Origin of the sequence: Variovorax paradoxus, from assembly GCA_016806145.1 — a bacterium.
Lineage (GTDB): Bacteria > Pseudomonadota > Gammaproteobacteria > Burkholderiales > Burkholderiaceae_C > Variovorax.
Window position 1 is genome coordinate 329,262 of the sequence record CP063166.1, and the last position, 25,878, is coordinate 355,139.

At 70.5% G+C, this 25,878-nt stretch carries 25 protein-coding genes; 16 read left to right on the forward strand and 9 right to left on the reverse strand.

Translation table 11 applies throughout. The features are described from left to right. Nucleotides 1-196: 196 nt before the first annotated feature. Genes INQ48_01560 through INQ48_01570 form a run of 3 tightly spaced genes read left to right on the forward strand, consistent with a single transcriptional unit; the run spans nucleotide 197 to nucleotide 2,532 of the window. A complete protein-coding gene (locus INQ48_01560; GenBank protein QRF57982.1) occupies nucleotides 197-1,150 on the forward strand; it encodes a branched-chain amino acid transaminase in 954 nt (317 codons plus the stop codon). Nucleotides 1,151-1,155: 5 nt separating this feature from the next. Beyond that, entirely contained in the window at nucleotides 1,156-1,365 is a 210-nt protein-coding gene (locus tag INQ48_01565) for a zinc-finger domain-containing protein (GenBank protein ID QRF57983.1), read from the forward strand. A gap of 42 nt (nucleotides 1,366-1,407) precedes the next feature. After that, on the forward strand, nucleotides 1,408-2,532 hold the full coding sequence (locus INQ48_01570) for a DUF2827 domain-containing protein (protein QRF57984.1): 1,125 nt from the start codon (nucleotides 1,408-1,410) through the stop codon (nucleotides 2,530-2,532). On the opposite strand, the gene INQ48_01575 is transcribed toward INQ48_01570, so the two are convergent. The 9 genes from INQ48_01575 to INQ48_01615 form a co-directional block, all read right to left on the reverse strand. Beyond that, nucleotides 2,529-3,566 carry an NADP-dependent oxidoreductase gene (locus tag INQ48_01575; protein ID QRF57985.1) on the reverse strand — a complete coding sequence of 346 codons (1,038 nt, stop codon included), beginning with the start codon at nucleotides 3,564-3,566 and terminating at the stop codon, nucleotides 2,529-2,531. The genes INQ48_01570 and INQ48_01575 overlap by 4 nt on opposite strands. A 109-nt stretch (nucleotides 3,567-3,675) precedes the next feature. Continuing rightward, nucleotides 3,676-4,311: a TetR/AcrR family transcriptional regulator gene (locus INQ48_01580; protein QRF57986.1), complete on the reverse strand. Its 636-nt coding sequence runs from the start codon at nucleotides 4,309-4,311 to the stop codon at nucleotides 3,676-3,678. A gap of 54 nt (nucleotides 4,312-4,365) precedes the next feature. Beyond that, nucleotides 4,366-5,637 (reverse strand): O-antigen ligase family protein, encoded by a 1,272-nt coding sequence (locus tag INQ48_01585; protein ID QRF57987.1) that lies wholly within the window; start codon nucleotides 5,635-5,637, stop codon nucleotides 4,366-4,368. A gap of 81 nt (nucleotides 5,638-5,718) precedes the next feature. Further along, nucleotides 5,719-6,903, reverse strand: a complete 1,185-nt coding sequence (locus tag INQ48_01590; protein QRF57988.1) for a HAMP domain-containing protein — start codon at nucleotides 6,901-6,903, stop codon at nucleotides 5,719-5,721. A gap of 83 nt (nucleotides 6,904-6,986) precedes the next feature. Then, nucleotides 6,987-7,709 carry a response regulator transcription factor gene (locus INQ48_01595; protein QRF57989.1) on the reverse strand — a complete coding sequence of 241 codons (723 nt, stop codon included), beginning with the start codon at nucleotides 7,707-7,709 and terminating at the stop codon, nucleotides 6,987-6,989. A gap of 66 nt (nucleotides 7,710-7,775) precedes the next feature. Next, complete coding sequence (locus INQ48_01600; GenBank protein ID QRF57990.1) at nucleotides 7,776-9,425, reverse strand: NAD(P)/FAD-dependent oxidoreductase; 1,650 nt, start codon at nucleotides 9,423-9,425, stop codon at nucleotides 7,776-7,778. A 13-nt stretch (nucleotides 9,426-9,438) separates the two neighbouring features. Continuing rightward, nucleotides 9,439-10,260, reverse strand: a complete 822-nt coding sequence (locus tag INQ48_01605; GenBank protein ID QRF57991.1) for a beta-ketoacyl synthase chain length factor — start codon at nucleotides 10,258-10,260, stop codon at nucleotides 9,439-9,441. Further along, nucleotides 10,257-11,462, reverse strand: coding sequence for a beta-ketoacyl-[acyl-carrier-protein] synthase family protein (locus INQ48_01610; GenBank protein ID QRF57992.1), 1,206 nt, complete (start codon nucleotides 11,460-11,462; stop codon nucleotides 10,257-10,259). Before INQ48_01610 ends, INQ48_01605 begins: the two co-directional genes overlap by 4 nt. Nucleotides 11,463-11,589: 127 nt before the next feature. Further along, nucleotides 11,590-12,987, reverse strand: a complete 1,398-nt coding sequence (locus INQ48_01615; GenBank protein ID QRF57993.1) for an AmpG family muropeptide MFS transporter — start codon at nucleotides 12,985-12,987, stop codon at nucleotides 11,590-11,592. Nucleotides 12,988-13,058: 71 nt separating this feature from the next. Between INQ48_01615 and INQ48_01620 the strand changes: the two genes are divergently transcribed. The 13 genes from INQ48_01620 to INQ48_01680 all read left to right on the forward strand — a co-directional run bounded on the left by INQ48_01620 (nucleotide 13,059) and on the right by INQ48_01680 (nucleotide 25,595). After that, nucleotides 13,059-13,913 carry a M48 family metallopeptidase gene (locus INQ48_01620; protein QRF57994.1) on the forward strand — a complete coding sequence of 285 codons (855 nt, stop codon included), beginning with the start codon at nucleotides 13,059-13,061 and terminating at the stop codon, nucleotides 13,911-13,913. A 230-nt stretch (nucleotides 13,914-14,143) separates the two neighbouring features. Further along, entirely contained in the window at nucleotides 14,144-15,871 is a 1,728-nt protein-coding gene (atzF, locus tag INQ48_01625) for an allophanate hydrolase (GenBank protein ID QRF57995.1), read from the forward strand. A gap of 38 nt (nucleotides 15,872-15,909) precedes the next feature. Further along, a complete protein-coding gene (locus INQ48_01630; GenBank protein QRF57996.1) occupies nucleotides 15,910-16,911 on the forward strand; it encodes an ABC transporter substrate-binding protein in 1,002 nt (333 codons plus the stop codon). Between the two features lie 4 nt (nucleotides 16,912-16,915). Next, complete coding sequence (locus INQ48_01635; protein ID QRF57997.1) at nucleotides 16,916-17,746, forward strand: ABC transporter permease; 831 nt, start codon at nucleotides 16,916-16,918, stop codon at nucleotides 17,744-17,746. Further along, a complete protein-coding gene (locus INQ48_01640; GenBank protein ID QRF57998.1) occupies nucleotides 17,743-18,576 on the forward strand; it encodes an ABC transporter ATP-binding protein in 834 nt (277 codons plus the stop codon). The genes INQ48_01635 and INQ48_01640 overlap by 4 nt, the downstream gene beginning before the upstream one ends. 14 nt (nucleotides 18,577-18,590) lie before the next feature. After that, a complete protein-coding gene (locus INQ48_01645; GenBank protein QRF57999.1) occupies nucleotides 18,591-18,806 on the forward strand; it encodes a DUF4089 domain-containing protein in 216 nt (71 codons plus the stop codon). Then, complete coding sequence (locus tag INQ48_01650; GenBank protein QRF58000.1) at nucleotides 18,803-20,230, forward strand: AtzE family amidohydrolase; 1,428 nt, start codon at nucleotides 18,803-18,805, stop codon at nucleotides 20,228-20,230. Before INQ48_01645 ends, INQ48_01650 begins: the two co-directional genes overlap by 4 nt. A 22-nt stretch (nucleotides 20,231-20,252) precedes the next feature. Next, entirely contained in the window at nucleotides 20,253-20,639 is a 387-nt protein-coding gene (gene hpxZ / locus INQ48_01655) for an oxalurate catabolism protein HpxZ (GenBank protein QRF58001.1), read from the forward strand. 63 nt (nucleotides 20,640-20,702) lie between these two features. Continuing rightward, a complete protein-coding gene (locus INQ48_01660) occupies nucleotides 20,703-21,821 on the forward strand; it encodes a BMP family ABC transporter substrate-binding protein (protein ID QRF58002.1) in 1,119 nt (372 codons plus the stop codon). A gap of 25 nt (nucleotides 21,822-21,846) precedes the next feature. Beyond that, nucleotides 21,847-22,923, forward strand: a complete 1,077-nt coding sequence (locus tag INQ48_01665; GenBank protein ID QRF58003.1) for an ABC transporter permease — start codon at nucleotides 21,847-21,849, stop codon at nucleotides 22,921-22,923. Beyond that, nucleotides 22,920-23,843 (forward strand): ABC transporter permease, encoded by a 924-nt coding sequence (locus INQ48_01670; protein QRF58004.1) that lies wholly within the window; start codon nucleotides 22,920-22,922, stop codon nucleotides 23,841-23,843. The genes INQ48_01665 and INQ48_01670 overlap by 4 nt, the downstream gene beginning before the upstream one ends. Before the next feature lie 43 nt (nucleotides 23,844-23,886). Continuing rightward, nucleotides 23,887-24,888: a formamidase gene (locus INQ48_01675; protein ID QRF58005.1), complete on the forward strand. Its 1,002-nt coding sequence runs from the start codon at nucleotides 23,887-23,889 to the stop codon at nucleotides 24,886-24,888. Next, complete coding sequence (locus INQ48_01680) at nucleotides 24,885-25,595, forward strand: cysteine hydrolase (GenBank protein QRF58006.1); 711 nt, start codon at nucleotides 24,885-24,887, stop codon at nucleotides 25,593-25,595. Before INQ48_01675 ends, INQ48_01680 begins: the two co-directional genes overlap by 4 nt. The last annotated feature ends 283 nt before the right edge of the window (nucleotides 25,596-25,878 follow it).

A 25,878-nucleotide genomic window follows, 5' to 3' on the forward strand; every position in this document is an offset into this window, starting at 1 on the left:
ATCGCTTGTTTGGCGGAACCGGCCATTGTCGCGGCCCCGGGCCGGTTCGCGCCACCGGCGGTGCATGGCCCGGGGCGCCGGTCAGGCAAGAGCGGCACGGCGCCGTAAAATCGGCGGCTTTGGCGGCCTTCAGGCCGCACCCCACAGCCTCCCCCCGCTGAAGGCTTTCTGCAAAAGCTCCCAAAGGAATCAGGAAATGAGCTCGATCCCCCCCTCGCTCGACGACCGTGACGGCAAGATCTGGATGGATGGCGAACTCGTGGACTGGCGCGACGCCAAGATCCACGTGCTGAGCCACACGCTGCACTACGGCTGCGGCGCCTTCGAGGGCGTGCGCGCCTACAAGACGGCCGACGGCGGCACCTCGATCTTCCGCCTGGCCGAGCACACGGAGCGCCTGTTCAACAGCGCCAAGATCCTGCGCATGAAGATTCCGTTCACGCAGGAACAACTCAACGAGGCCCAGAAGCAGGTCGTGCGCGAGAACAAGCTCGAGAGCTGCTACCTGCGCCCGCTGATCTGGATCGGCTCCGAGAAGCTCGGCGTGAGCCCCAAGGGCAACAAGATCCACGCCATGGTCGCGGCCTGGTCCTGGGGCGCCTACCTCGGCGAGGAAGGCATGAAGCGCGGCATCCGCGTGAAGACCTCGAGCTACACGCGCCACCACGTCAACATCACGATGACGCAGGCCAAGACGGTCAGCAACTACACCAACTCGATCCTCGCCAACATGGAAGCGCTGGACGACGGCTACGACGAGGCGCTGCTGCTCGACGCGAGCGGCTTCGTGTCCGAGGGCGCGGGCGAGAACGTGTTCGTGGTCAAGAACGGCGTGGTCTACACGCCCGACCTGTCGGCCGGCGCGCTCAACGGCATCACGCGCAACACCATCCTGCACGTGTGCAAGGACCTCGGTATCGAGCTGGTGCAAAAGCGCATCACGCGCGACGAGGTCTACATCGCCGACGAAGCCTTTTTCACCGGCACCGCGGCCGAAGTCACGCCGATCCGCGAACTCGACCGCGTCGAGATCGGCAACCGCGGCGACGGCGGCGCGCGCGGCCCGGTCACCGAGAAGATCCAGGCGGCCTTCTTCGACATCGTGAACGGCAAGAACCCCAAGTACGCCCACTGGCTCACGAAGGTCTGAAGAACATGTCCACCACTGCAGTCGTCGAACTCCTCGCGAAGGAGCTCAACCACCAGGGCGGCGTGTTCTGCCCCAGCCCCAAGGCCGACATGAAGCTCTGGAACAGCCACCCCAAGGTCTACCTGGACGTGGCGCGCACCGGCGAGGCCAGGTGCCCGTACTGCGGCACCACCTACCGGCTCAAGGCCGGCGAGGTGGTTTCCGCGCGGCACTGACGCGGCGATAGAAGAAGAGACCGGGGGAGGCCCGGAACATCCATGAAGATCAACGTCGCGATCACGATGGAGATCCGGGCCGATGTGCAGCAATCGATCTGGTTCAACGGCGCCAACCAGCACTGCGTGTACCTCTACATGCTGCTGAAGCGCTCGCCGCTGGTGGGCGAGGTCTGGCTGGTGCACGGCGATGGCGTCGCCGCCTATGCCGAGGGCATGATGCTCGGCGAGCTGGCCGGCGCGCTGCGGCCGCTCTCGGCGGTGGTCCACCAGACCGACCTGCTGATCGAGATGAACGCCTTCGTTCATCCGACGCATGTCGAGGCGGTGCGCCAGCGCGGCGGGCATTGCGTGTCCTACCGCTTCGGCAACGACTACGTGGTGGCGGTCGAGACCATCAACTTCCAGGCCAATCCCTGGCTGCCGAACCCGCACCGCGTGCAGTTCGACGAGCTCTGGACCAACCCGCAGCACGCCCACACCTGCAAGAGCTACTTCGAGGCCGTGTACCGCGCACCGGTGCATGTGCTGCCGCACGTGTGGTCGCCGTATTTCCTCGACCGGAGCCTGGCCGCCAACCCCGAACTCAAGGCACGCTTCGGCTACCGCAACCAGGGCCGGGCCAAGCGCATCGCCTTCTTCGAGCCGAACCTCAACGTGGTCAAGAGTTCGCTGATCCCGATGCTGGCGGCCAACGAATGCCATGTGCGGCGGCCCGAGCTCGTGCAGCACGTCTACATGACGAACACCTTCGACAAGAAGGAGAACACGGCCTTCAAGCACATCGCGCTGGGGCTGCGCATGGTGCAGGACGGCAAGGCCACGGCCGACCCGCGCGGGCCCTTCGTCGAATGGGCCGCGCACCACACCGACATCGTGGTCTCGCACCAGTGGGAGAACGGGCTCAACTACCTGCTGTACGAGGCGCTGTACGGCAACTACGCACTGGTGCACAACTCGCCGTTCCTGCGCGAGGTGGGCTACTACTACCCCGAGTTCGAGGTCTTCGAAGCGGCCGCCGCGATCGAGCGCGCGGCCGAGACGCACGATGCGCAGCTGGATGCGCAGGCGCAGGCCAACGCGGCCTTCCTGCGCACGCTGGCTCCGGCGCATGCGCCGAACATCGAGGCGCACGACGCGCGCATCCGCGCGCTGTTCGCCAACTAGCCCTCGTCGGCCACGCGCACCACGCGCTTGCCGAAGTTGCGCCCCTGCAGCAGGCCGATGAAGCCGGCCGGCGCGTGCTCCAGGCCCTCGACGACGTCTTCCATCGGCCGGACCTCGCCGCGTTCGATCCAGTCGTCCATCTCGCGGCGGAAGGCCTCGAAGCGATCGCCGTAGTGGTCGAGGATGACGAAGCCCTGCATGCGGATGCGCTTCTGCAGCAGCGACGCCATCAGCAGCGGCAGGCGGTTCGTCCCCTGGGTTTCGCCGTCGGCGTTGTAGTCGGCGATGTGGCCGCAGACCGGCACGCGCGCGCCGATGTTGAGCAGCGGTAGCACCGCGTCGAACACCGGTCCGCCGACGTTCTCGAAATAGACGTCGATGCCCTTGGGGCAGGCCGCGGCGAGGCGCTCGGCCAGCGCGGGATCGTGGCGGTCGAGGCAGGCGTCGAAGCCCAGCACCTCGACCGCGTGGCGGCACTTGTCCGCGCCGCCCGCGATGCCGACCACGCGCGCGCCCTTCAGCCGGGCGATCTGCCCGACCATCGCGCCGACCGCGCCGGTGGCCGCGGCCACGACCACGGTCTCGCCGGGCTTCGGCTGGCCGATGTCGAGCAGGCCCACGTGGGCGGTGAAGGCCGGCATGCCGAGCGCGCCGAGCGCGAGCGAAGGGCGCGCCATGTCGCCCAGCGGCATCAGGTCCTGGCCGTCGGACAGCGCATAGTCCTGCCAGCCGGCGTTGCCGAGCACGAGCTCGCCGGCGCGGAACTGCGGGTGCTTCGAGGCCACGACGCGGTTGACCGTGCCGCCCACCATCGGCTGGCCCAGCGGCACCGAGGCCGCGTAGATCGGCGCGACCTCGTCCATCAGCTGGCGCATGTAGGGGTCGAGCGAGAGGTACAGCGTGCGCAGCAGCACCTGGCCCTCGGCGGGCGCGGGCACGGCGCCCTCCTCGAGGCGGAAGTGCGCGGGCGTCGGCAGTCCGCGCGGGCGAGCGGCGAGGACGAGGCGGCGGTTGACGGTGTCGCTTTGGGGCATGGGCAGGAGCTCCTGGGTGGTGGAAGGGCGATGACCTGTCAGGTAATTAGACCGGTCGTCTAGAAATGGGCCGCAAAAAAGGCGGGAGCGACATCGGTCGTCCCGCCTCTCAGCCGACCGGGGTGGGAACGGGCGCCAGACCCAGCGCCTGCCGGGTGCCGGCCATGGTGCGGTCGAGCGGTGCGCGGTCGCGCGCGATCTTCGCGAGCAGGCTGGCGCCGAGCCAGCTCTGGTAGAGCGAAACGGCTTGGGTCTGGGCCTGGCTCTGCGCGGGATCGCCGGCCTCGGCGGCCGGCAGCGAGCCGTCGGCGCGGCCGGTCTCGATGCAGCGCGCGAGCCGGTCGGTGATCTGGCGGATGCCGCGGTCCAGCGCCGCGCGCATGGTCTCGGACAGGTCGCAGACCTCGGCGCCCAGCTTCACCACAAGGCAGCGGCTCTGGGCGTCGTCGCCGGTCTGCGAGTCGAGCCAGTCCTGGAAGTAGGCGACCAGCTGCTGCGCGCCCGTGCCCGACTCGGCCAGCAGGGCGTCGGTGCGCGCGAGGTAGTCGCTGAAATAGGCCTCGAGCACCGCTTCGCCGAAGGACTCCTTCGAGCCGAAGTAGTGATAGAACGAGCCCTTCGGCACCTTGGCCAGGCTCAGCACCTCGGCCAGCCCGACGGCCGTGAAGCCTTTGCGCAGCAACAGCGGATGCGCCACGTCGAGGATGTGGCGGCGAACGTCGGGAGGCGTGGCGACGGCAGTCATGGCGCCGGACTCTAGCGCCGATTAGACCAGTCGTCTAGTGCCGGGATTTCGTAGTCAGCCCGGTGCCGCCGCGCGCTTCGAGGCCTCGGATTCGCCGCCGATCCGCCGGCCCGGCCAGAGGTCGCGCCAGGGCTCGGGGTCCTGCCGCTCCTGCGCCAGCCGCAGGTAGACCATCGCGATCCACAGCAGCGCCAGCCCGATCTGGGCATCGCGCAGCGCCGAGTTCACGCAGGAGGCGATCAGCGCGATCAGGGTCGCGGCCAGCGCATAGCGGCCCGCGATGTCGGGCCGTTTCCAGGCCTGCCAGACGGCCGCGACCATGATCGCGAGCAGGCTCAGCAGCCCCGGCAGGCCGCCCTGCGCGCCCATCCAGAGGAAGTCGTTGTGCGGCATGTTCGAGTCGGCGAACAGCGCGGGGCCGCGCTGGTGCCACTGCTCGGTCCAGCCGCCGATGCCCCAGCCGGTGAGCGGCCGGTCGGCGATCATGCGGCCGGTGTCGCGGTACATGAAGTAGCGGATGACCATGCTGCCGTGGAAGATCTCGCCGGCCTGGGCCTTCTCGACTTCCTGGATGCCGACCTCGACCTTCTGCTGCAGCTGCGGCAACTGGTAGAGGCCCGCGCCGAGCACCACGGCGCCCACGATCAGCGCCGCCGACAGCGCCTTCAGGTGGCTGCGCCACTGGTGGATGCACACCAGCGGCAGCACCAGCATCAGCGCCAGCACCGAGGTGCGCGAGGTCAGCGGCAGCGCCACCACCGCGACCAGCAGCAGCACCAGCGCGAAGGCCGGCAGCGCGCGCAGCGGCCGGTGCGCGGCGATCCGCGACAGGCCCCAGACCGCCGCCGTCGCCGCCACCACGCTGAACAGCAGCGCATTGCTGATCGACTTGTTGCCGACCTCCATCACCACGCCGCGCAGCGGCGCCCAGATGTGGAAGCCGCCGACCGCGTAGAACACCACCACCAGCAGCAGGTTGAGCGCCGAGACCAGCAGGAAACCGCGCAGCGCCCACATCGCCTCGTCGCGCGCGAGCGCCATCGCCATCAGCAGCGTGGCTGCGATGCGCAGCCCGTGCACCAGGTTCGAGGGGGTCTCGGGATAGTGCGGCCGGATGGCCAGCACGATCAGGGTCCAGGCCACATAGGCCACGACCGGCCACCACAGCGGATTGGCGCGCAGCCGCGCGATGCGTTCGCGGCCGTTGCCCGCGACCAGCAGGGCGACCAGCAGCAGCAGGGCCGAGAGGTAGGTGACGCCGACCGGCATGTACACCGCGAGCCCCCAGAACATGGCCGCGGGCCGGACGATGTGCGATCTCTGCATAGGGCGCGAATTCTAGGGGGCCGGATTCCGGCGCAACCTGACTTCGGCCCGGGGCGCGCGGACTTCCGGCCGCGCCGGGCCTCAGCCGCGCGGCAGCCGGACCACGAAGCTCGCGCCGCCGCCGGGCCGGTCCTCGCAGCGCACCGTGCCGCCGTGGCGCTCGGTGATCGACTTGACCAGCGCCAGCCCGAGGCCGACGCCGCCGTTGCGCTCGCTCGCGCCCGGCAGCCGGTAGAACGGTTCGAAGATGCGCTCGCGCAGCGCGGCCGGCACGCCCGGGCCGCGGTCGTTCACGCGCACCGTGGCCTGGCCGTCGGCGCTGCCGAGCTCGACCGAGATCTCGCCGGCGCCGTAGCGGCGCGCGTTCTCGAGCAGGTTGCGGATCACGCGGCGCAGCAGCCGCGAGACGCCGGGCACGGTCAGCGCCGCGTTGTCGGTGCCCTCCACCAGGTCGAGTTCGGCGTCGACGCGCGCGCATTCCTCGGCGGCCAGGCCGGTCAGGTCGACCGCCTCGATGGTGCCCATGTCGGCCTCGCTGGCGTCGAGCCGGCTGGCCAGCAGGATCTCGTCGATCAGCTGGTCGAGCTCGGCGATGTTGCGCGAGATCTCGGCGCGCGCCGCGGGGCTCGGCTGGTCGCCCATGAGCTCCAGGCTCATGCGGATGCGGGTCAGCGGCGAGCGCAGCTCGTGCGAGGCATTCGCCAGCAGCGACTTGTGCGAGCGCACCAGCTGTTCGATGCGCACCGCCGATGCATTGAAGCGCTTGGAGAGATCGGCCACTTCGTCCTGCCCTTCCTCGGTGACGCGCACCGACAGATCGCCCTCGCCCCAGCGCTGTACGCCGCGCTGCAGCGTCTCGAGCCGCTTGGTGAGCCGGCGCACGATCGGATAGACGCCGAGCGCCACCGCCACGCCGACCAGCGCGATCATCCAGCCCAGGCCGAAGGGCGTGCGCCAGGGCGCGAAGCCGCTGGTGCCGGTGGCGCGCTCGCGCGGCGCCACGCGCAGCGTGATCTCCTTGCCGTCGCTCAGGGTCACGTCGAATTCCAGCCCCTGGCCTGGCACGCGCAGTGCCTTGCCGGCGCCGATCTGCTTGTCCTGCGCGTCGAGCACCACCACCTCGCGCGGCACCGGCGCCAGCCGTTCGCGCTCGGCCTCGGCCGCCACGCGCACGATCCAGTTGGCCATCAGCGTGAGGATCACCACGCCGCCGACCACCGCGAGCCAGATGCGCACGTAGAGATGGCGGGAGTACAGATTGATCATGGGGAGATGTGGGGCGGCGGCTTTCGGGCCGGCGCTTTTTGAAAGAGGTGCCGCAAGCGAGACGGAAATGACCCGTCGGCTGTTCAGTCCTGCTGCTTGGCGAACACGTAGCCCACGCCGCGCACCGTGAGGATGCGCTTGGGATTCTTGGCGTCGACCTCGATCGCCGCGCGGATGCGGCCCATGTGCACGTCGATCGAGCGGTCGAAGGCCTCGAGCTCGCGGCCGCGCACGGCTTCCATGATCTGGTCGCGCGTCAGCACGCGGCCCGCGCGCTCGGCCATCGCGACCAGCAGGTCGAACTGGTAGGAGGTGAGGTCGGCCACCTGGCCGGCCACCGAGACGGTGCGCGCGTTGCGGTCGATCTCGAGCGTGCCGAAACGCATCATCGACGCCGCCTCGGCCTCGGTGCTGCTCTCGCCGCGGCGGCGCAGCACGGCGCGGATGCGCGCCAGCAGCTCGCGCGGCTCGAAGGGCTTGGGCAGGTAGTCGTCGGCGCCGATCTCCAGGCCGATGATGCGGTCCATCGGGTCGCCCTTGGCGGTCAGCATCAGCACCGACACCTTGGAGATCGCGCCCGGCAGCGCACGGATGCGGCGGCAGACCTCGAGGCCGTCGGTGTCGGGCAGCATCAGGTCGAGGATGACGAGGTCGGGCGCGTGCTGCTGCAGCTGCTCGAGGCCGCTGGCGCCGTCGCCGGCATGGTTGAAACCGAAGCCCGACTGGGTGAGGTATTCGCCGACCATCTGCGCCAGGCGCTGGTCGTCTTCGATCATCAGGAGTTGAGGGGTGCTCATGCGCTTCATGGTGGTCCACCGGGAGCAAGCTGGCTTGAACGCTCCGTAAAGTTGCGTAAACCTCGTGCGGCCATGTCAACCGGCCGGCACGGCGAAGAGCATGGTCTCGTCTTCGCGCGGCGCCGCCGAAAGCCGCTCCGCGCCGCCGTAGTCGGGCTGCGCGAGCAGGGCCTCGAGCGCGGCGGCCTCGAGCGCCGGATCGCAGTCGCGCGCCCGCGCGAGGATCTCGCCGGCCAGCCGGCGCAGCTGCGCGGTCGAGGCGCGGATGCGTGCCTTGAAGGCCGCGTCGTCGAGCCGGTCGTTGAGGCTGCGGTTGAGCTCGGCGAACCACGGCATCGAGGCCTGGTCGAGCATCGCCGCGCGGTTGCGCTTCTCGCTCGCGCCCGACCAGGCGCGCAGCAGCGCCTGCACCGCGAGGTTGAGGCGCTGGCAGTGCTGCAGCTCGTCGCGCACGCTGCCCAGCAGCGCCAGGTCGGTGAGCCGGCCCTGGAAGAAGATCTGCGACAGCACGCCCCAGTAGTAGGCGTAGTCCCAGATCACCTTCACCGGCAGCACCTCGGGATCGCCGAACAGCGGGTACTGGTCCTGGTAGAGCGCCAGCGTGCTCTCGTAGAACGAGTGGTAGATCTGGTCGTAGAGCTGCGCGCGCGCCTCGATCGAGCGGCCGCGCCGGTCGTGCGCGATCAGGTCGGTGATGTAGGTGTTGCCGATGGCGATGAAGTCGCTGCCCGGCGAATAGAAGGGGTCGAGGAACAGGCCGGCCTCGCCGGTCAGCGCCCAGCGCCGGTCCGAGAACACCTGCTTGCAGCCGTACGAGAAGTGGCGCAGGAACGCGAAGTCCTGCAGCAGGTGGCGCTTGCCGTCGAGCGCCTCGTAGAGCCGCGGCTGGTAGGTGGCGAACCAGTCCATCGCCTTGTCGAAGGTGTCGATGGTGGCCAGCGGATGCAGCTTCTGGTCGGCCACGATGCCCACCGAATGCGAGCCCGAGGCCAGCGGGATCAGCCACACCCAGTAGCCCGCGCCCACCAGGTGGTTGGTCGACAGCCAGCGCGCCTGCGGGTCGCAGCGCGCGCGCCAGGCCTCGTCGTCGCTCCAGTGGTCGATGGTGATGCGCTCGCCGATGCGGAACCACACGGCGTTGACGTCGTGGTCGTTGGGCTGCGCCAGCCCCAGCTTGCGCTTGAGCAGGCCCGCGCGCCCGCAGGCGTCGATCAGCCAGCGCGCCTCGGTCTCGCGCGTTTCGCCGCCCTGGGTCCATTGCAGCCGGTGGTGGGTGGCGCCGTCCTCGGCCAGCTCGATGCGGCGCACGAAGGCGTCGTCGGCGAAGTGCACGCCGTGGCGCGCGGCCTCCTGCGCGAGATAGTTCTCGAGGATGCCGCGGTCGATCTGGTAGCTGGGCACCGCCAGGTAGCGGCTGGCGCCGATCTCGGTCACGCCGTCGATGTCGCGCCGGCCCTCGCTGAAGAAGAAGCGGAAGCCGAACTTGCGCAGCTGCTCGTTGTGGAAGTGCGGCTTCAGTCCCAGCACGGTGTCGAAGTAGTGGGCGCCGATCTCCACCGAGGATTCGCCCACCTTGTGCGCCGCGTGCGGCACCGGGTGCGCGCGGCGCTCGAGCACGAGCACCGAGATGTCCTCAAAGCGCTGGCGCAGCTGCAGCGCGAGCGTGAGCCCCGCCAGGCCGCCACCCATGATCACTGCGTCGTAGCGGGGGGCGGTCGGCTTCATCCGGTTTCCTTGGTCAGTGTCCGCCGGGCCGCAACTGCAGCTTCAGCGAGAGGGTGGGGGACAGCGGCAGCGCCACTTCGGCGCCGGCCGGGCCGTCGAGCCGCGCGAGCGCCTCGAACAGACCGAGCGCCTGCGCCATCGGGTTGAACTGCGCGAGCGTCTTCGCCGCGTCGGAAGTGGGCGCCGTGCCGGCCGGGTCGCCGCTGGCCAGCGACCAGTCGAGCGCCGCCACCGTGCGTTCGGTGGGCTCGGGCGCCAGCACCAGCGCCAGCGCGAGCTGGCCCTGGCTGCCCGTCACGGCCGCCAGCGGGCCGGAAGCGGGCGCGTCGTAGCCCACCAGCAGCACGGCTTCCCGGTCGGCCGCGCACTGCGCCGCGGCCTCGAGCAGGGCGGCGCCGAAGCTGCTGTCGTAGGCCGAGATCGAATTGCTCGCGGCCATGCAGCCGGTGCCGATGGTCCAGTAGCCCACGGCGGCGTTGTGCACCGAGTTGTGGAAGCGCGTGGGCGACAGCACCGACGGATCGGTGGCGAGCGTGCTGCACATGTAGTCGTTGATCGACAGGTCGCCGTGCGCCGAGACGAACACGCAGGGCAGGTCGACGGCCTGCCGGCCCGACCCCGCGATGGCAGCCGCCGCGACCTCGAGCGCCAGCGCCACGGTGTCGGGCGCGCGGCGGCGCTCGGCCGGGGCCAGCACCTGCGGCGACGGGCGCTTGGCCGGCGGATCGGTGAGCGCGCCCTCGCCGCGGAAGGCCGCGCGCGCGGCCTCCCAGCCGGGCAGGGTGGGGGTCCAGAAGGCCGGACCCTCGAGGTAGATCGTCGGCGTGGTGCTCATGCTCCCGCCGCCTTGCCGAACACCAGCGCGCAGTTGTTGCCGCCGAAGCCGAAGGAGTTGGAGAGCGCGTAGCGCACCTCGCCGTGCGCCGGCGCGAGCCGGATCTGCGGGCCGAAGCCCGGGTCCAGCGCGGCCGAGTTGACCGTGCCCGGCATCAGGCCGCGCTCGATCGCCAGCAGGCTGATCACCGCCTCGACGATGCCCGCGGCACCCAGCGTGTGGCCCGTGAAGCCCTTGGTCGAACTCGCATGCGTGCGCGCCGGGAAGCGGCGCGCCACCAGCGCGCCCTCGACCTCGTCGTTCTTCTGGCTCGCGGTGCCGTGCATGTTGATGTAGTCGATCGCCTCGGGCGCGAGGCCGGCGCGCGCCAGCGCCTCGTCGAGCGCGCGCTCGGCGCCCAGGCCCTCGGGATGCGGCGTCGACATGTGGTGCGCGTCGCTGGCCTCGCCATAGCCCAGCAGCTGCAATCCGGTGGCGGAAGCCGCGTCGGCGCGCTCGAGCAGCGCGAAGCCCGCGGCCTCGCCCAGGCTGATGCCGTCGCGCTCCGGATCGAAGGGCCGGCAGGGTCCGCCGGACACCAGCTCGAGCGAGTTGAAGCCGAACAGCACGCTGCCGCACAGCGTGTCGACGCCGCCGACCACGGCCGCGTCGACCAGGCCCAGGCGGATCAGCCGCTCAGCCGAGGCGAACACCTTGGCGCTCGACGAGCAGGCGGTGGAGATGGTCTCGCTCGGCCCCTCGAGGCCCAGCACTTCCTGGACGAACATCGCGAGCGAATGCGGCGTGTGGACCGCCGGGCGGCGCTGCGCGGGCGGGAAATGGCCGTCGGCGTCGAGCTGGGTGTAGGCCAGTTCGGTCTCGCCGATGCTCGAGGTCGAGGTGCCGAGGATCAGCGCGATGCGCGCCGCGCCATGGCGCTGGCGCGCCGCGGCCACCGCCTCGAGGAAGCCGTCGGCTTGCAGGCCGAGCCAGGCCAGCAGGTTGTTGCGGCAGTCCCAGTGCGCGAGGGCATCGGGCAGGCGGAGCTCTTCGAGGCCGTCGACGCGGCCGATCCAGGTCGGCAGCGGCGCGGGGCCGAAGTCGTTGGCGCGCAGGCCGCTGCGCGAATGTTCGAGCGCTTCGGCAAGCGGCTCCTTGCCGACGCCGACGGCCGAGGTGGCCGTGTAGGCGCTGATCTGGAGGGGGGGAATGCGGGCGGGCACGGTGTGGACGTGGCTGGGCGGTGACGCGGTTGGAGGAGTAGTTCTTGTGCTCGGGTCTGGGGAAAGCAGCGCAAAGCCTACCAGTTGCGGGGGTGGGGCCGTGTCGGCGGTTTCCTATGGGGCCGGGTCAGGATTTCCCGCTGTCCGCACGCGCGGCCAGCGTGCGCGAGGCCAGCGCCACCAGCACCAGCACCGGCACGCCGAGCAGGGCGGTGGCGCAGAAGAAGGTGCCGTAGCCGTAGGCGTCGACGAACACGCCCGAGTAGCCGGCGATGAACTTCGGCAGCAGCAGCATCAGCGAGCTGAACAGCGCGTACTGCGTGGCCGAGTAGCTGATGTTGGTGAGGCTCGAGAGGTAGGCGATGAAGGCCGCCGAGGCGATGCCGCCCGCGAGGTTGTCGGCCGAGACCACGGCGATCAGCGCCGTCAGGTCGTGGCCGCGCGAGGCCAGCCAGGCGAACAGCAGGTTGCTCGCCGCGCTGAGCACCGCGCCCAGCATCAGCACCCGCATCACGCCCAGGCGCATCGACAGCACGCCGCCGACGAAGGCGCCCACCAGCGTCATGACCACGCCGTAGATCTTGCTGACCGTGGCCACCTCGTCCTTGGTGAAGCCCATGTCGACGTAGAAGGGGTTGGCCATGATGCCCATCACCACGTCGCTGATGCGGTAGATCGCGATCAGCGACAGGATCAGCACCGCCTGCCACTTGTAGCGGCGGATGAAGTCGGCGAAGGGCTCGACCAGCACGTCGCGCAGCCATTCGGCGGCATTGCGCGGCGCCGACAGCGCGCGCTGCGCGGGTTCGGGCGACAGCAGCACCGTGAGCACGCCCACGATCATGGAGCCGGCCATCACGAGGTAGGCCGTCTTCCAGGCGCCGTTCTGGTAGGCCGCGCCAGCTGCCGCACCCGCCGCTGCCGCGACCGGTGCGACCTCGGCCCAGGCCGCCACCCACAGCACCCCGGCCCCGGCCCAGATCATCGCGAGCCGGTAGCCGGTCTGGTAAGCCGCGGCCAGCGCCGCCTGCTTGCGGGTTTCGGCCGACTCGATGCGGAAGGCGTCGAGCGCGATGTCCTGCGTGGCCGAGCCGAAGGCCACCAGCAGCGCGCACCAGATCATCGGCATGAGCCCCTGGCGCGGATCGTTGACCGCCATGCCGACCAGCCCCGCGATCACCATGCCCTGCGCCAGCAGCAGCCAGCCGCGCCGGCGCCCGAGCAGCGTGGTCAGCGGCGGCAGCGGCAGCCGGTCGACCAGCGGCGCCCAGACCCATTTGAAGCCGTAGGCCAGGCCGACCCAGCTCAGGTAGCCGATGGTGGCGCGGTCGATGCCGGCCTCGCGCAGCCGGAAGCTCAGCGTGCCCAGCACCAGCAGCAGCGGCAGCCCGGCCGAGAAGCCCAGCGCCAGCATGCGCAAGGTGGCGGGTTCGAGGTAGACCTTCAGGGCGTCGCGCCAGGGCGGGGAACCGGCGGCGGTGGATTCGGCGGGCGGGACGGAAGACATGTGGGGGCGATTGTCCATGAGCGCCGCGCCTGCAGGCCGCCGGGTCATCCACCAAGACGTCTTCATTTGTTCCTATCATCCGGCCCCATATGTGCACACGCTGCGATCGCTTTGCCCCGGTTCCCTCCCATGCCTCGGCCTGGCAGCCGAGGCGCGCCTTCCTGCTGGCCGCGGCCGGCGCGGTGCTCAGCGGGCCGGCGCTCGCGCAGGTCGACGTCGGCAATGCCTCGGTGGCGCGCAACCTGGTGCCGGCCGACCGCATCGAGGCCGCGGGCGGCCAGCAGTACGGCGAACTGCTGCAGCAGGCGCGCGCCAAGAACGCGCTCGCGGGCGACGGCAATCCGCAGCTGCAGCGGCTGCGCGCCATCGCCAACCGGCTGATCCCCTTCGCCACGCCCTGGAACAGCCGCGCGCGGCAATGGAAGTGGGAGGTCAACCTGATCGGCAGCAAGCAGATCAACGCCTTCTGCCTGCCGGGCGGCAAGATCGCCTTCTTCACCGGCATCCTCGACCAGCTCAAGCTCACCGACGACGAGGTCGCGATGGTGATGGGCCACGAGATGGCCCATGCGCTGCGCGAGCATGCGCGCGCCCGCATGGCCAAGAGCGCGGGCACCGGCGCCGCGCTCTCGATCGGTGCGCAGCTGCTCGGCCTGGGGCAGGTCGGCGACCTCGCCGCGCGCGCGGGCACCCAGCTGCTCACGCTCAAGTTCAGCCGCGGCGACGAGACCGAGGCCGACCTCGTCGGACTGGAACTCGCGGCGCGCGCCGGCTACGACCCGAAGGCCTCGGTGTCGCTGTGGAACAAGATGGCCACGGCCTCGAAGAACCAGGGCGGGCTGAGCTTTCTCTCGACCCACCCGAGCGGGCCGGACCGGATCGCCAAGCTGCAGGCGAATCTGCCGAAGGTGGAGAACCTGTACCGGGACGCCAAGAAGAGCTGAGGTCTTCCTCCTTCCCCCTCTGGGGGAAGGCCGGGATGGGGGCACCGGGCGGTGGACAAGGCCTGCAACGATGGCGAGGCCCGGTGCCCCCACCCCAACCCTCCCCCAGCGGGGGAGGGAGCCATACATAAATACCTGAGCGGCTGATGCCATAAGCGCGTCGGCAGCGGCGCGCGCACGCTGGCACGCCGCTTGCATCTCGACTTGTACACAAGTTTGGATGCCTGATCATGGTGCATGACGAGAAAGACCCGGCCGCCGCGGCGTGGATCCTGCGTTTCGCGCAGCCGCTGACGCGCGAGAACGACGACACGCGGGAAGCCACGCCCGCTTCCGCCCCCGCCCCGCTCGCGGGCCTGCGCTTCGCCGTCAAGGACAACATCGACGTCGCCGGCGTCCCCACCACCGCCGCCTGCCCGGCCTTTGATCGCCTGCCGGCCGTCCATGCGGCCGTGGTGCAGCGGCTGCTCGATGCCGGTGCGTCGCTGCTCGGCAAGACCAACCTCGACCAGTTCGCCTGCGGCCTCAACGGCACGCGCTCGCCCTATGGCGAGGTCGGCAATGCCTTCGATGCACGCTATGTCTCGGGCGGCTCGAGCTCGGGCTCGGCGCGCGTGGTCGCCACCGGCGAGGCCGACTTCGCGCTCGGCACCGACACCGCCGGTTCGGGCCGCGTGCCCGCGGGCCTCAACAACATCGTCGGCCTCAAGCCCTCGCGCGGGTTGCTGAGCACCGCCGGCGTGGTGCCGGCCGCGCAGAGCGTCGACTGCGTCTCGATCTTCGCGCGCACGGTCGCGCTCGCGGTCGAGGTGCTGCAGGCCGCGCTCGGCTTCGATGCGCGCGACCCCTATTCGCGCGACATCGCGCTCGATGCCAAGCCCTTCCCCGCCGCGTTCCGCTTCGGCGTGCCCGACCGCCTCGCCTTCTTCGGCGACACGCTCGCCGAGGCCGCCTTCGCCGATGCGCGCCGGCGCCTCGAGGCGCTGGGCGGCACGGCCGTCGCCGTGCCCTTCGCGCCGCTGGCCGAGGCCGCCGCGCTGCTCTACGACAGCGCGCTGGTGGCCGAGCGCTATGCCGCGGTGCGCGCCTTCTTCGATCGCCACGAGGCCGAGGTGGTCGAGCCCGTGCGCGGCATCCTCGCGCAGGGCCGCGGCTACAACGCCGCCGACGTGTTCGAGGCCCAGACCCGGCTGCGCGCGCTCGCGCAGCAGGCCGAGCCGATGTGGCGCGACATCGACGTGCTGCTGGTGCCCACCGCGCCCACGCACTACACGCGCGACGCGATGCGCGCCGACCCGGTGGCGCTCAACCGCAACCTCGGCGCCTACACCAACTTCGTCAACCTGCTCGACTACGCCGCGCTCTCGGTGCCCAGCAGCCTGCGGCCCGACGGCCTGCCCTTCGGCATCACGCTGATCGGCCGCTGCGGCAGAGATCTCGCGCTGGCCGAGCTGGGCCAGCGCTACCACCATGCCACCGGCCTCGCGCAGGGCGCGACCGGCGAACCGCTGCCCGCGCCGCGGCCGATCCGTGGCCCCATCCATGGCCTCGTGCCGGCGCAGGCCGCCACGCTGCCGATCGCCGTGGTCGGCGCGCACCTCAGCGGCATGCCGCTCAACGGCCAGCTCACCGAGCGCGGCGCCGTGCTGCGCGAGGCCATCCAGACCGCGCCGCGCTACCGCCTGTACGCACTGCCCGGCACCGTGCCGCCCAAGCCCGGCCTGCAGCGCAGTGCCGAGGGCGGCGCCGCGATCGCGCTCGAGGTGTGGGACCTGCCGCTGGCCGAGGTCGGCGGCTTCCTCGCGCTGATCCCCGCGCCGCTGGGCCTGGGCAGCGTCGAGCTGGCCGACGGTCGCTGGGTGCACGGCTTCATCTGCGAGGGCCATGCGCTGGCCGGCGCCGAAGAGGTCACGCGCCATGGCGGCTGGCGCGCCTACCTCGCGAGCCGCGCCGCCTGAATCCCTGTTGTCTTCGAACCCCGACCGAGGAGTCTTCCATGTCCATCTCCGACCTTCCTTCCTCCGCCTCGCGCCGACAGGTGCTGCAGGCCGGCGCCGCCGGCCTCGCGGTGCTCGCCGCGCCGGCGATCGTGCGCGCCCAGGCGACACCGAAGATCCGCGTCGGCTTCTGGCCGGTGGCCGCGGGCCTGCCCTTCTTCGCAGCGGTCGAGCGCGGCTTCTTCAAGGAAGCGGGGCTCGACGTGGAACCGCAGAAGTTCGCGGGCGCCCAGCAGGTGATGGAAGCCATGCTCGCGGGCCGCTGCGACGGCAGCGCCAACGGCACCGGCTCGGCCAACCTCGCGATCGGCGAGATCGCGCAGCCGGGCCTGTTCAAGATCTTCTGCACCAACCCGAGCAACGCCAAGTTCGTGCTCGACGAGTTCATCGTCGCCAAGGACAGCCCGATCAAGGCCATGGCCGAGCTCGCGGGCAAGAAGGTGGCCTCGGGCCCGGGCATCCAGAACGTCACGCTGTGCAAGACCATGCTCGAGCGCGCGGGCGCCAAGGGCGTGTCGGTCAGCGAGCTGCCGATCGGCCAGCACGTGGCCGCGCTGGTGGCGGGGCAGGTCGATGCCTGCTACACGCTCGAGCCCACCGGCACCGTGGGCCGCATGAACGGCACCACGCGCGTGCTCGAGGCCGGCGTGGTCGCGCGCTACATCCTCGGCGACCCGATGGCGCCGTGGCATGGCGGCGCCGCCAGCCTCACGACCGAGTTCCTCAAGAAGAACCCCGACGCCGCGAAGAAGTACATCGCCGCCTATGCGCGCGGCGTGGAGCTGGTGCGCAGCCAGCCCGACGAGGCGCGCCAGTACATGAAGGGCTACACCGCCATCGAGGGCAAGCTCACGGCCGAGGTGCCGCTGGCCTCGTACATGCTCTACAACGAGTTCAAGCCCAGCGACGTCGCCTACTTCCAGAAGTTCTACGACCTGTTCACCGAGAAGGGGATCTTCGAGAAGAAGGTCCTGGTGGACAGCCTGCTCTACAAGGCCTGACGCCATGGCCGACAGCAGCACCACCGCCTCCCCGTGGGCGCCGCCCGCGGGCAACGCCGCCGCCTCTGCGGCACCGAAGGCGCCCGCCTGGGAGCGCTGGCTGCCGGCCATCGGGCCGGTCGTCCTGTTCATCGTCTGGGACCTGGTGGTGCGGCTCGGCTTCATCAAGCCGATCCTGCTGCCTTCGCCGGCCGACACCGTGGCCGCGCTCATCACCGGCCTGGCGGGCGGGCCGCTGCTGCTCGACTTCGCCGTCACCGTGTGGCGCACCGTGCAGGCCTTCGCGATCGCCGCCATCGTCGGCATGCCGCTGGGCGTGCTGCTGGGCAGCAACGAGCGCGCCTACCGCAGCGTCGAGTTCCTGATCGACTTCTTCCGCTCCACGCCCTCGTCGGCGCTGATCCCGCTGTTCCTCTTGATCTTCGGCGTGTCCGACATCAACAAGGTGGCGATCGCGGCCTTCGGCGCGCTGCTGATCGTGGTGTTCAACAGCGCCTACGGCGTGATCAATGCGCGCAAGCAGCGCGTGATGGCGGCGCGCGTGATGGGCGCCTCGCGCTGGCAGATCTTCAAGGACGTGCTGGTGTGGGAGAGCCTGCAGCCCAGCTTCGTGGGCCTGCGCTCGGCGGTCTCGATGGCGCTGGTGATCGTGATCGTGGCCGAGATGTTCATCGGCTCCGACAACGGCCTGGGCCACCGCATCATCGACGCGCAGCAGGTGCTCAACGTCAAGAGCATGTATGCGGCCATCCTCGCGGCCGGCGCGCTGGGCTACGTGCTCAACATCCTCTTCCTCGTGGCCGAGCGCCGCATCGTTCACTGGAGCGGCCGATGAAAGCCACGCCCGACATCGTCGTCAACGGTCCGGTGTATGCCGACGTGCCCAAGCCGGTGTTCAAGCCCGGCCCGGCCGGCACCCACATCACCATCCGCGGCCTCACCAAGTACTTCGCGGGCTGGCCGCTGTACGAGAACTTCGACCTCGACATCCCCAAGCACCGCATCGTCTCGGTGTTCGGTCCCAACGGCTGCGGCAAGTCCACGCTGATCAACATGATCGCGGGGCTGATCCCCATCGACAGCGGCGAGATCCTGTTCGACGGGAAACAGCGCAAGGACACCAAGATCGGCTACGTGTTCCAGAACTACCGCGAGGCGATGTTCCCGTGGATGCGCACCATCGACAACATCGCCTATCCGCTGAAGCTGGAAGGCCGCAGCAAGGCCGAGGTCGATCGCCGCATGGAGGAGCTGGTCGCCTCCTTCGACGTCAAGTTCGACCTCAAGCGCTTTCCCTACGAGCTCTCGGGCGGCCAGCAGCAGACCGCGTCGATCATGCGCGCGCTCGCGCCGAACCCCGAGGTGCTGTTCCTCGACGAGCCCTTCTCGGCGCTCGACTTCGAGATGACGCTGTTCATCCGCGAGAAGCTGCAGGAGGTGTTCATGCAGACCGGCACCACCATGCTGCTGGTCTCGCACGACCTCGAGGAGGCCGTGTACCTGGCCGACGAGGTGCTGCTGCTGACCAAACGCCCGACCAAGGTGGCCGAGATCCTGCGCTATGGCGATGCGCGCCCGCGCACGGTCGAGACCCTGAGCACCGAGAGCTTCGTCGCGATGAAGAAGCTCAGCCTCGACATCTTCCAGCGCGAAGTGCGCCGTTGAAAGGGGACGACGCCATGACGCCCGAACAGATCGAACGCCACGTCGACGCGGCCGCGGCCGCGCTCGGCCTGCCGCTCTCGCCCGCCCACCGCGAGGGCGTGCTGCGCTACTTCGCGCTCGCGGCCGGCTTCGCGGCCACCGTCGAGGCGGTGCCGCTGTCGGTGCACGACGAGGCCGCGGTGCAGTTCGTGCCCGTGGCACCGGCTTCGCCCTCGGAGGCCGGCCGATGAACGCCGCCAGCCTGATCGCCAGCGACGCGAGCGCCATGGCCGAGGCGGTGCGCCGCGGCGAGGTCAGCGCGAGCGCGCTGGCCGAAGCCAGTCTCGCGCGCATCGAGGCCACCGACGGCCGCGTCAACGCCTTCACCGCCGTGCTGCGCGAACGCGCGCTGCGCCGTGCCGCGCAGGTCGATGCCTCGCTGGCTTCGACCACGGCCGAGCGCACGCGCGAACTGCCGCTGCTCGGCGTGCCCTTCGCGGTCAAGAACCTGTTCGACATCGCGGGCATCGCCACCCTGGCCGGCTCGAAGATCGAGCGCGAGGCCGCGCCCGCGAATGCCGACGCGCTGCTGGTGCGCCGGCTCGAGCGCGCGGGCGCGGTGCTGGTCGGTGCGCTCAACATGGACGAGTACGCCTACGGCTTCACCACCGAGAACAGCCACGAGGGCCCGACGCGCAATCCGCACGACCTCTCGTGCATCGCGGGCGGTTCCTCGGGCGGTTCGGGCGCGGCCGTGGCCGCGGGGCAGGTCGCGCTCACGCTGGGCTCGGACACCAACGGCTCGATCCGCGTGCCGGCCTCGCTGTGCGGCGTGTTCGGCCTCAAGCCCACCTTCGGGCGGCTGCCGCGCAGCGGCAGCTATCCCTTCGTCTCGAGCCTCGATCACCTCGGGCCCTTCGCGCGCTCGGCGCGCGACCTCGCGCTGGCCTACGACGCGATGCAGGGGCCGGAGGATCCCGCCGGCCGGCGCGACCCCGGTTGCACGCAGCGCGCGGTCGAACCGGTGGCGCCGCTGCTGGTGCGCGGCACGCAGGGTTTGCGCATCGGCGTGCTCGGCGGCTACTTCCGCGCCAACGCCGGCGCCGAGGCCAACGCCGCGGTCGACCGCGTGGCCGATGCGCTGGCCGCGCACGCCAGCGTCGAGCTGCCGCTGGTCGAGGCCGGCCGCGCGGCTGCCTTCCTGATCACCAACGCCGAAGGCGCGGCGCTGCACCTCGACGACCTGCGCCGCCGCGCGCACGACTTCGAGCCGCTGTCGCGCGACCGCTTCCTCGCGGGCGCGCTGCTGCCCGCCGCCTGGATCGCGCGCGCCCAGCGCGTGCGCCGCGCCTATGCCGAGGCGGTGGCGCGCGTGTTCGGCCGCTTCGACGTGCTGCTCGCGCCCGCCACGCCGAGCGCCGCCACGCCGGTGGGCGCCGAGCGCTTCGAGATCAACGGCCAGAGCCTGCCGGTGCGGCCCAACATGGGGCTGCTCACCCAGCCGATCTCGTGCATCGGCCTGCCGGTGTGCAGCGTGCCGGTGTGGGGCGCGCATGCGCGGCTGCCGATCGGCGTGCAACTGATCGCCGCGCCCTGGCGCGAAGACCTCGCGCTGCGCGTGGCCGCGGCGCTCGAGGACGCGGGCGTGGCGCGCGCGCCCGTGGCCACCCTTTGACGACCGACGGACACCCAGCTTCATGACCACTCCCGAGATCAACCTGCCCGACGTGCTCGCCGAAGTCGAGGCCGTGTTCGCGCGCTACGAGCACGCGCTGGTGAACAACGAGGTCGAGGTGCTCGACGAACTGTTCTGGGCCAGCCCGACCACGCTGCGCTACGGCGCGACCGAGAACCTCTACGGCTACGAGGCGATCCAGGCCTTCCGCGCTTCGCGCCCCGCGCAGGGGCTCGCGCGCGAGCTGCTGCGCGTCGTCGTCACCACCTACGGCCGCGACTTCGCGACCGCCAACTGCGAGTTCCGCCGCGAAGGCAGCGAACGCACCGGCCGCCAGAGCCAGACCTGGATGCGCACGGCCGATGGCTGGCGCGTGGTCGCCGCGCACGTGAGCCTGCTCGGCGCCTGAGAGCACGTTCCGACGCAGGGCCCATTTCTTGCACCCCCACCTCCACCCTCCCGAAAGCACAGCATGACGAGCCAACCCAATCGCCGCGATTCCCTCAAGACCCTGGCCGCCCTCGGCGCGGCCGGCACCCTCGGTGCGCTGAGCCCCTTCGCTCGCGCGCAGGCCAAGCCGCTCACCGTCGGCGTGATCTACGTCGGCGCGCGCGACGACTACGGCTACAACCAGGCACACGCGCAGGCCGCGGCCGAGATCAGGAAGCTGCCCGGCATCAAGCTGGTGGAAGAGGAGAACGTGCCCGAGACCGCGGCCGTGCAGAAGACCATGTCGGGCATGATCGCGCAGGACGGCGCCAAGCTGCTGTTCCCGACCTCCTTCGGCTACTTCGATCCGCACATCCTGGCCGTGGCGCCCAAGAACCCCGACGTGCGCTTCTCGCACTGCGGCGGCCTCTGGACCGAGGGCAAGCATCCGAAGAACGTCGGCAGCTTCTTCGGCTACATCGACGAGTGCCAGTTCCTCAACGGCGTGATCGCCGCCCACATGACGAAGAGCAACAAGATCGCCTTCGTCGCGGCCAAGCCGATCCCACAGGTGCTGCGCAACATCAACGCCTTCACGCTGGGCGCGCGTTCGGTCAAGCCGAACATCACCTGCAGCGTGATCTTCACGGGCGACTGGTCGATGGCCGTGAAGGAGGCCGAGGCCACCAACAGCCTGGCCGACCAGGGCTGCGACGTGTTCACCATGCACGTGGACGGCCCCAAGGTGGTGGTCGAGACGGCCGCCAAGCGCGGCAAGATGGTCTGCGGCTACCACGCGAGCCAGGCCAAGCTCGCGCCGAACGCCTACCTCACGGGCGCCGAGTGGAACTGGCTCACCGCCTACAAGACCGCGATCGAGGCCGCTCAGACCGGCAAGCCGCATCCCAACTTCCTGCGCGGCGGCCTCAAGGAAGGCTACGTGAAGATGTCGGCCTACGGCCCGATGGTGCCGGACGCCGCGAAGAAGCAGGCCGACGACATCAAGGCGAAGATGATCGCGGGCACCTTCGACATCTTCAAGGACGGCATCAAGGACAACAAGGGCGCGGTCGTGGTGCCCGCGGGCAAGGTGCTCAAGCAGACCGACCTCGAGCTCGAGAAGATGAACTACCTGGTCGAAGGCGTGCTCGGCTCCGTCTGAGCGCAGCGCCGTCCATCGCATCGCCATGCGCAACGCGCTCAAGGAATTCGCCCTCCCGGTCTTCGCCATCGCGGCGGCGCTGCTGGTCTTCGGCCTGGTCGTCGCCTTCGCGGGCGTCGATCCGGTGGAGGTCTGGACCACGCTGTTCAAGGGCGCCTTCGGCGACTGGTTCTCGTGGCAGAACACGCTGCAGCGCGCGGCGCCGCTGATGCTCACGGCCCTGTGCGTGGCGCTGCCCGCGCGCGCCGGGCTGATCGTGATCGGCGGCGAGGGCGCGCTGGTGTTCGGCGGCCTGGCCTGCGCGGCGCTCGCGCATGCGCTGCCGCTGCCCTCGGGCGTGATCGGCATCACGCTGCTGTGCATCGCGGGCGCGGCGGTCGGCGCGCTGTGGATCATGCTGGCGGGCTGGCTGCGCCAGTACCGCGGCATCAACGAGACCATCAGCAGCCTGCTCCTGGCCTACATCGCGATCGGCATCTTCAAGCACCTGGTCGAAGGGCCGCTGCGCGATCCCGCGAGCCTCAACAAGCCCTCGACCCACACCCTGCCCGACGGCCTCTTGATCGGCGGCATCGGCGGTTCCGACGTGCACTGGGGCCTGGTGGTCGGCATCGTCGCCTGCCTGGGCCTCGCGGCCTGGCTGCGCGCCACGCCCTCGGGCTTCTCGGTGCGCGTGGTGGGCGGCAACCCGCGCACCGCGCAGCTCGTGGGGCTGCCGGCCACGCGGCTGATCCTCGGCGCCTGCGGCCTCGGCGGCGCCTGCGCGGGCGTGGCCGGCGCGATCGAGGTGGCGGCGGTGCACACCAACGCCAACGCCTCGCTGATCGCGGGCTACGGCTACGCGGGCATCCTCGTTTCCTTCATCGCGCGCCACAACCCCGCGGCCATCGTGCCGGTGGCGATCCTGTTCGGCGGCTTCGGCGCCGCGGGCAGCCTGCTGCAGCGGCGCGTCGGCCTGCCCGATGCCTCGGTGCTGGTGCTGCAGGGCATCGCCTTCGTGCTGATCCTCGCGAGCGAGGGACTGCGCACGGTCAACTGGAAGAAGTTCGGCGACCGCATGCTGCCCGAAGCGAAGAGCTACGACAGGAGTTCCGTTGCATGACCGCCGACCAGTGGATCGCACTCGTGGCCGGCATCGTCGGCGGCGCGCTGCGCGTGGGCGCGCCTTTCCTGTTCGTGAGCCTGGGCGAATGCCTCACCGAGAAGTCGGGCCGCATCAACCTCGGCCTCGAGGGCGTGCTGGTGCTGTCGGCCATGGCGGCCTTCGGCGGCGCGTACCTCACCGACTCGGCCTGGCTCGGCGTGCTGATCGGCGCGACGGCGGGCGCGGCGCTCGCGCTGCTGCACGGCCTCTTGTGTTCGCTCGACCGCGTCAACGACGTGGCCACCGGCATCGCGCTGATGCTGTTGGGCACCGGGCTCGCGTTCTACCTCGGCAAGCCGCTGATCCAGCCGCAGGCGCCGCAGATTCCCGCGATCCCGCTGGGCTTCTGGAGCGACAACCCGGTGGTGCGCTCGGCGCTGCAGCTCAACGCGCTGGTGCCGGTGGGCTTGGCGCTCGCGCTGCTGCTGTGGTGGGGCTTCGCGCGCACGCGCATCGGCCTCTTGGTGCGCATGGCCGGCGATTCGGCGCAGGCCACGCGCGCGCTCGGCTATTCGGTCTCGGGCCTGCGCATCGCGGCCACCACCGCGGGCGGCTTCATCGCGGGGCTCGGCGGCGCCTCGCTCACACTGTTCTATCCGGGCAGCTGGAACGAGGGCATCTCGAGCGGCCAGGGCCTGATCGCGGTGGCGCTGGTGATCTTCGCGCGCTGGAGCCCGCTGCGCTGCGTGGGCGCGGCCTTCCTCTTCGGCGGCGCGGGCGCCATCGGCCCGGCGCTGCAGTCGATCGGCATCGGCTGGGGCTACCACCTCTTCAACACCGTGCCCTACGTGCTCACGCTGGCGATCCTGGTGCTGACCTGCCGTCCCGGCAGCGCGGCCGCGGGCAGCCCCGGCGAGCTGTCGGCCACCAGGAACTGAGCTTCGACATGACCACAGAACCCATCACACAAGGACATCGCCCATGAGCGGCCTCGGCGGACTCAACAAATCGGCCAACGGCGTCGTCGTCGGCCTGGTGCAGCTGCAGCTGCCGAACGTGAAGACGCGCGCCGAGCTCGCGGCCCAGACCGCGCGCATCTGCGCGCTGGTGGGCAAGGCGCGCCGCAACCAGTCGACCATGGACCTGGTGGTGTTTCCCGAGTACGCGCTGCACGGCCTCTCGATGGACACCAATCCCGAGATCATGTGCACGCTCGACGGCCCCGAGGTCGCGGCCTTCAAGCGGGCCTGCATCGAGCACCGCATCTGGGGCTGCTTCTCGATCATGGAAGCCAACCCGCGCGGCAACCCCTACAACAGCGGGCTGATCGTCGACGACCAGGGCGAGATCCGGCTCTACTACCGCAAGCTGCATCCGTGGGTGCCGGTCGAGCCCTGGGAGCCCGGCAACCTCGGCGTGCCGGTGTGCGACGGCCCCAACGGCAGCAAGCTCGCGCTGATCATCTGCCACGACGGCATGTTCCCCGAGATGGCGCGCGAGGCCGCGTACAAGGGCGCCGAGATCATCCTGCGCACGGCCGGCTACACCGCGCCGATCCGCCATGCCTGGAAGATCACCAACCAGGCCAACGCCTTCTGCAACCTCGCCTACACGGCCAGCGTGTGCCTCAGCGGCAGCGACGGCAGCTTCGACTCGATGGGAGAGGGCATGTTCTGCAACTTCGACGGCACGGTGCTGGTCGAGGGCGGCGGCCGCGTCGACGAGATCGTCACGGCCGAGCTGCGGCCCGACCTGGTGCGCGAGGCGCGTACCGGCTGGGGCGTGGAGAACAACATCTACCAGCTCTACCACCGCGGCTACGTGGCGGTGAAGGGCGGAGCGCAGGACTGTCCCTACACCTACATGCGCGACATGGCCGCGGGCACCTACCGCCTGCCCTGGAGCGCCGAGGTGAAGGTGACCGACGGCACGCCTTGCGGCTTCGCGCCGCCCGAACGCAGCTACGCAGGACCCGAGCAATGAGCACCACCGACACCGCCGCCGTGCAGCGCCACGTCGCGGCCGAACCCTATGCCTGGCCCTACAACGGCGCGCTTCGGCCCGACAACACGGCGCTGATCGTGATCGACATGCAGACCGACTTCTGCGGCAAGGGCGGCTATGTCGACGTGATGGGCTACGACCTGTCGCTGGTGCAGGCGCCGATCCAGCCGATCGCGCGCACGCTCGCGGCGCTGCGGCCGCTGGGCTATCACGTGATCCACACGCGCGAGGGCCACCGGCCCGACCTCGCCGACCTGCCGGCCAACAAGCGCTGGCGCTCGCGCCAGATCGGCGCCAACGGCGTGGGCATCGGCGATGACGGTCCCTGCGGGCGCATCCTGGTGCGCGGCGAACCGGGTTGGGAAATCATCCCCGAGCTCGCGCCGCTGCCCGGCGAGACCGTGATCGACAAGCCCGGCAAGGGCTCGTTCTATGCCACCGATCTCGAGCTGATCCTGCGCACGCGCGGCATCGAGAACCTGATCCTCTCGGGCATCACCACCGACGTCTGCGTGCACACCACCATGCGCGACGCCAACGACCGCGGTTTCGAATGCCTGTTGCTGTCGGACTGCACTGCGGCGACCGACCATGGCAACCATCTCGCGGCGCTCAAGATGATCACTATGCAGGGCGGGGTGTTCGGGGCGCATGCTTCGTCGCAGGCTTTGCTGGCGGCGTTATGAGGACGGGTTATTCGGTTCGTGTCATGGGGACTGGCTTTCGACGGCCGGGGCGCGATCACGCCACTGGGGTGCCTTGCTCCGCGAATGTCCCCCGGCCTTCGGCCTCCTCCTTGATTTCGCTGCGCAAGGCACCCCAGCGACGTGATCGAGGGGCGCACGGGTCGAACCGGCCGCACCACCGCAGCGCTCCTCGTGCACAGGGCGTCGGGTACTCCCCGCAGCGAAATCAGGGAGGAGCCGAAGGCGGGGGACATTCGCGGAGGGGAGTACCCGGCGGCCTGTG

Coding starts and splice junctions, on each gene's coding strand:
- INQ48_01615 (QRF57993.1), bottom strand. CDS start 12,987: ATGGACAATCGCCCCCACATGTCTTCCGTCCCGCCCGCCGAATCCACC.
- INQ48_01620 (QRF57994.1), top strand. CDS start 13,059: ATGTGCACACGCTGCGATCGCTTTGCCCCGGTTCCCTCCCATGCCTCG.
- INQ48_01595 (QRF57989.1), bottom strand. CDS start 7,709: ATGAAGCGCATGAGCACCCCTCAACTCCTGATGATCGAAGACGACCAG.
- INQ48_01575 (QRF57985.1), bottom strand. CDS start 3,566: ATGCCCCAAAGCGACACCGTCAACCGCCGCCTCGTCCTCGCCGCTCGC.
- INQ48_01630 (QRF57996.1), top strand. CDS start 15,910: ATGTCCATCTCCGACCTTCCTTCCTCCGCCTCGCGCCGACAGGTGCTG.
- INQ48_01665 (QRF58003.1), top strand. CDS start 21,847: ATGCGCAACGCGCTCAAGGAATTCGCCCTCCCGGTCTTCGCCATCGCG.
- INQ48_01570 (QRF57984.1), top strand. CDS start 1,408: ATGAAGATCAACGTCGCGATCACGATGGAGATCCGGGCCGATGTGCAG.
- INQ48_01585 (QRF57987.1), bottom strand. CDS start 5,637: ATGCAGAGATCGCACATCGTCCGGCCCGCGGCCATGTTCTGGGGGCTC.
- INQ48_01650 (QRF58000.1), top strand. CDS start 18,803: ATGAACGCCGCCAGCCTGATCGCCAGCGACGCGAGCGCCATGGCCGAG.
- INQ48_01600 (QRF57990.1), bottom strand. CDS start 9,425: ATGAAGCCGACCGCCCCCCGCTACGACGCAGTGATCATGGGTGGCGGC.
- INQ48_01565 (QRF57983.1), top strand. CDS start 1,156: ATGTCCACCACTGCAGTCGTCGAACTCCTCGCGAAGGAGCTCAACCAC.
- INQ48_01605 (QRF57991.1), bottom strand. CDS start 10,260: ATGAGCACCACGCCGACGATCTACCTCGAGGGTCCGGCCTTCTGGACC.
- INQ48_01680 (QRF58006.1), top strand. CDS start 24,885: ATGAGCACCACCGACACCGCCGCCGTGCAGCGCCACGTCGCGGCCGAA.
- INQ48_01670 (QRF58004.1), top strand. CDS start 22,920: ATGACCGCCGACCAGTGGATCGCACTCGTGGCCGGCATCGTCGGCGGC.
- INQ48_01590 (QRF57988.1), bottom strand. CDS start 6,903: ATGATCAATCTGTACTCCCGCCATCTCTACGTGCGCATCTGGCTCGCG.
- INQ48_01640 (QRF57998.1), top strand. CDS start 17,743: ATGAAAGCCACGCCCGACATCGTCGTCAACGGTCCGGTGTATGCCGAC.
- INQ48_01560 (QRF57982.1), top strand. CDS start 197: ATGAGCTCGATCCCCCCCTCGCTCGACGACCGTGACGGCAAGATCTGG.
- INQ48_01635 (QRF57997.1), top strand. CDS start 16,916: ATGGCCGACAGCAGCACCACCGCCTCCCCGTGGGCGCCGCCCGCGGGC.
- hpxZ (QRF58001.1), top strand. CDS start 20,253: ATGACCACTCCCGAGATCAACCTGCCCGACGTGCTCGCCGAAGTCGAG.
- INQ48_01580 (QRF57986.1), bottom strand. CDS start 4,311: ATGACTGCCGTCGCCACGCCTCCCGACGTTCGCCGCCACATCCTCGAC.
- INQ48_01675 (QRF58005.1), top strand. CDS start 23,887: ATGAGCGGCCTCGGCGGACTCAACAAATCGGCCAACGGCGTCGTCGTC.
- INQ48_01660 (QRF58002.1), top strand. CDS start 20,703: ATGACGAGCCAACCCAATCGCCGCGATTCCCTCAAGACCCTGGCCGCC.
- INQ48_01645 (QRF57999.1), top strand. CDS start 18,591: ATGACGCCCGAACAGATCGAACGCCACGTCGACGCGGCCGCGGCCGCG.
- atzF (QRF57995.1), top strand. CDS start 14,144: ATGGTGCATGACGAGAAAGACCCGGCCGCCGCGGCGTGGATCCTGCGT.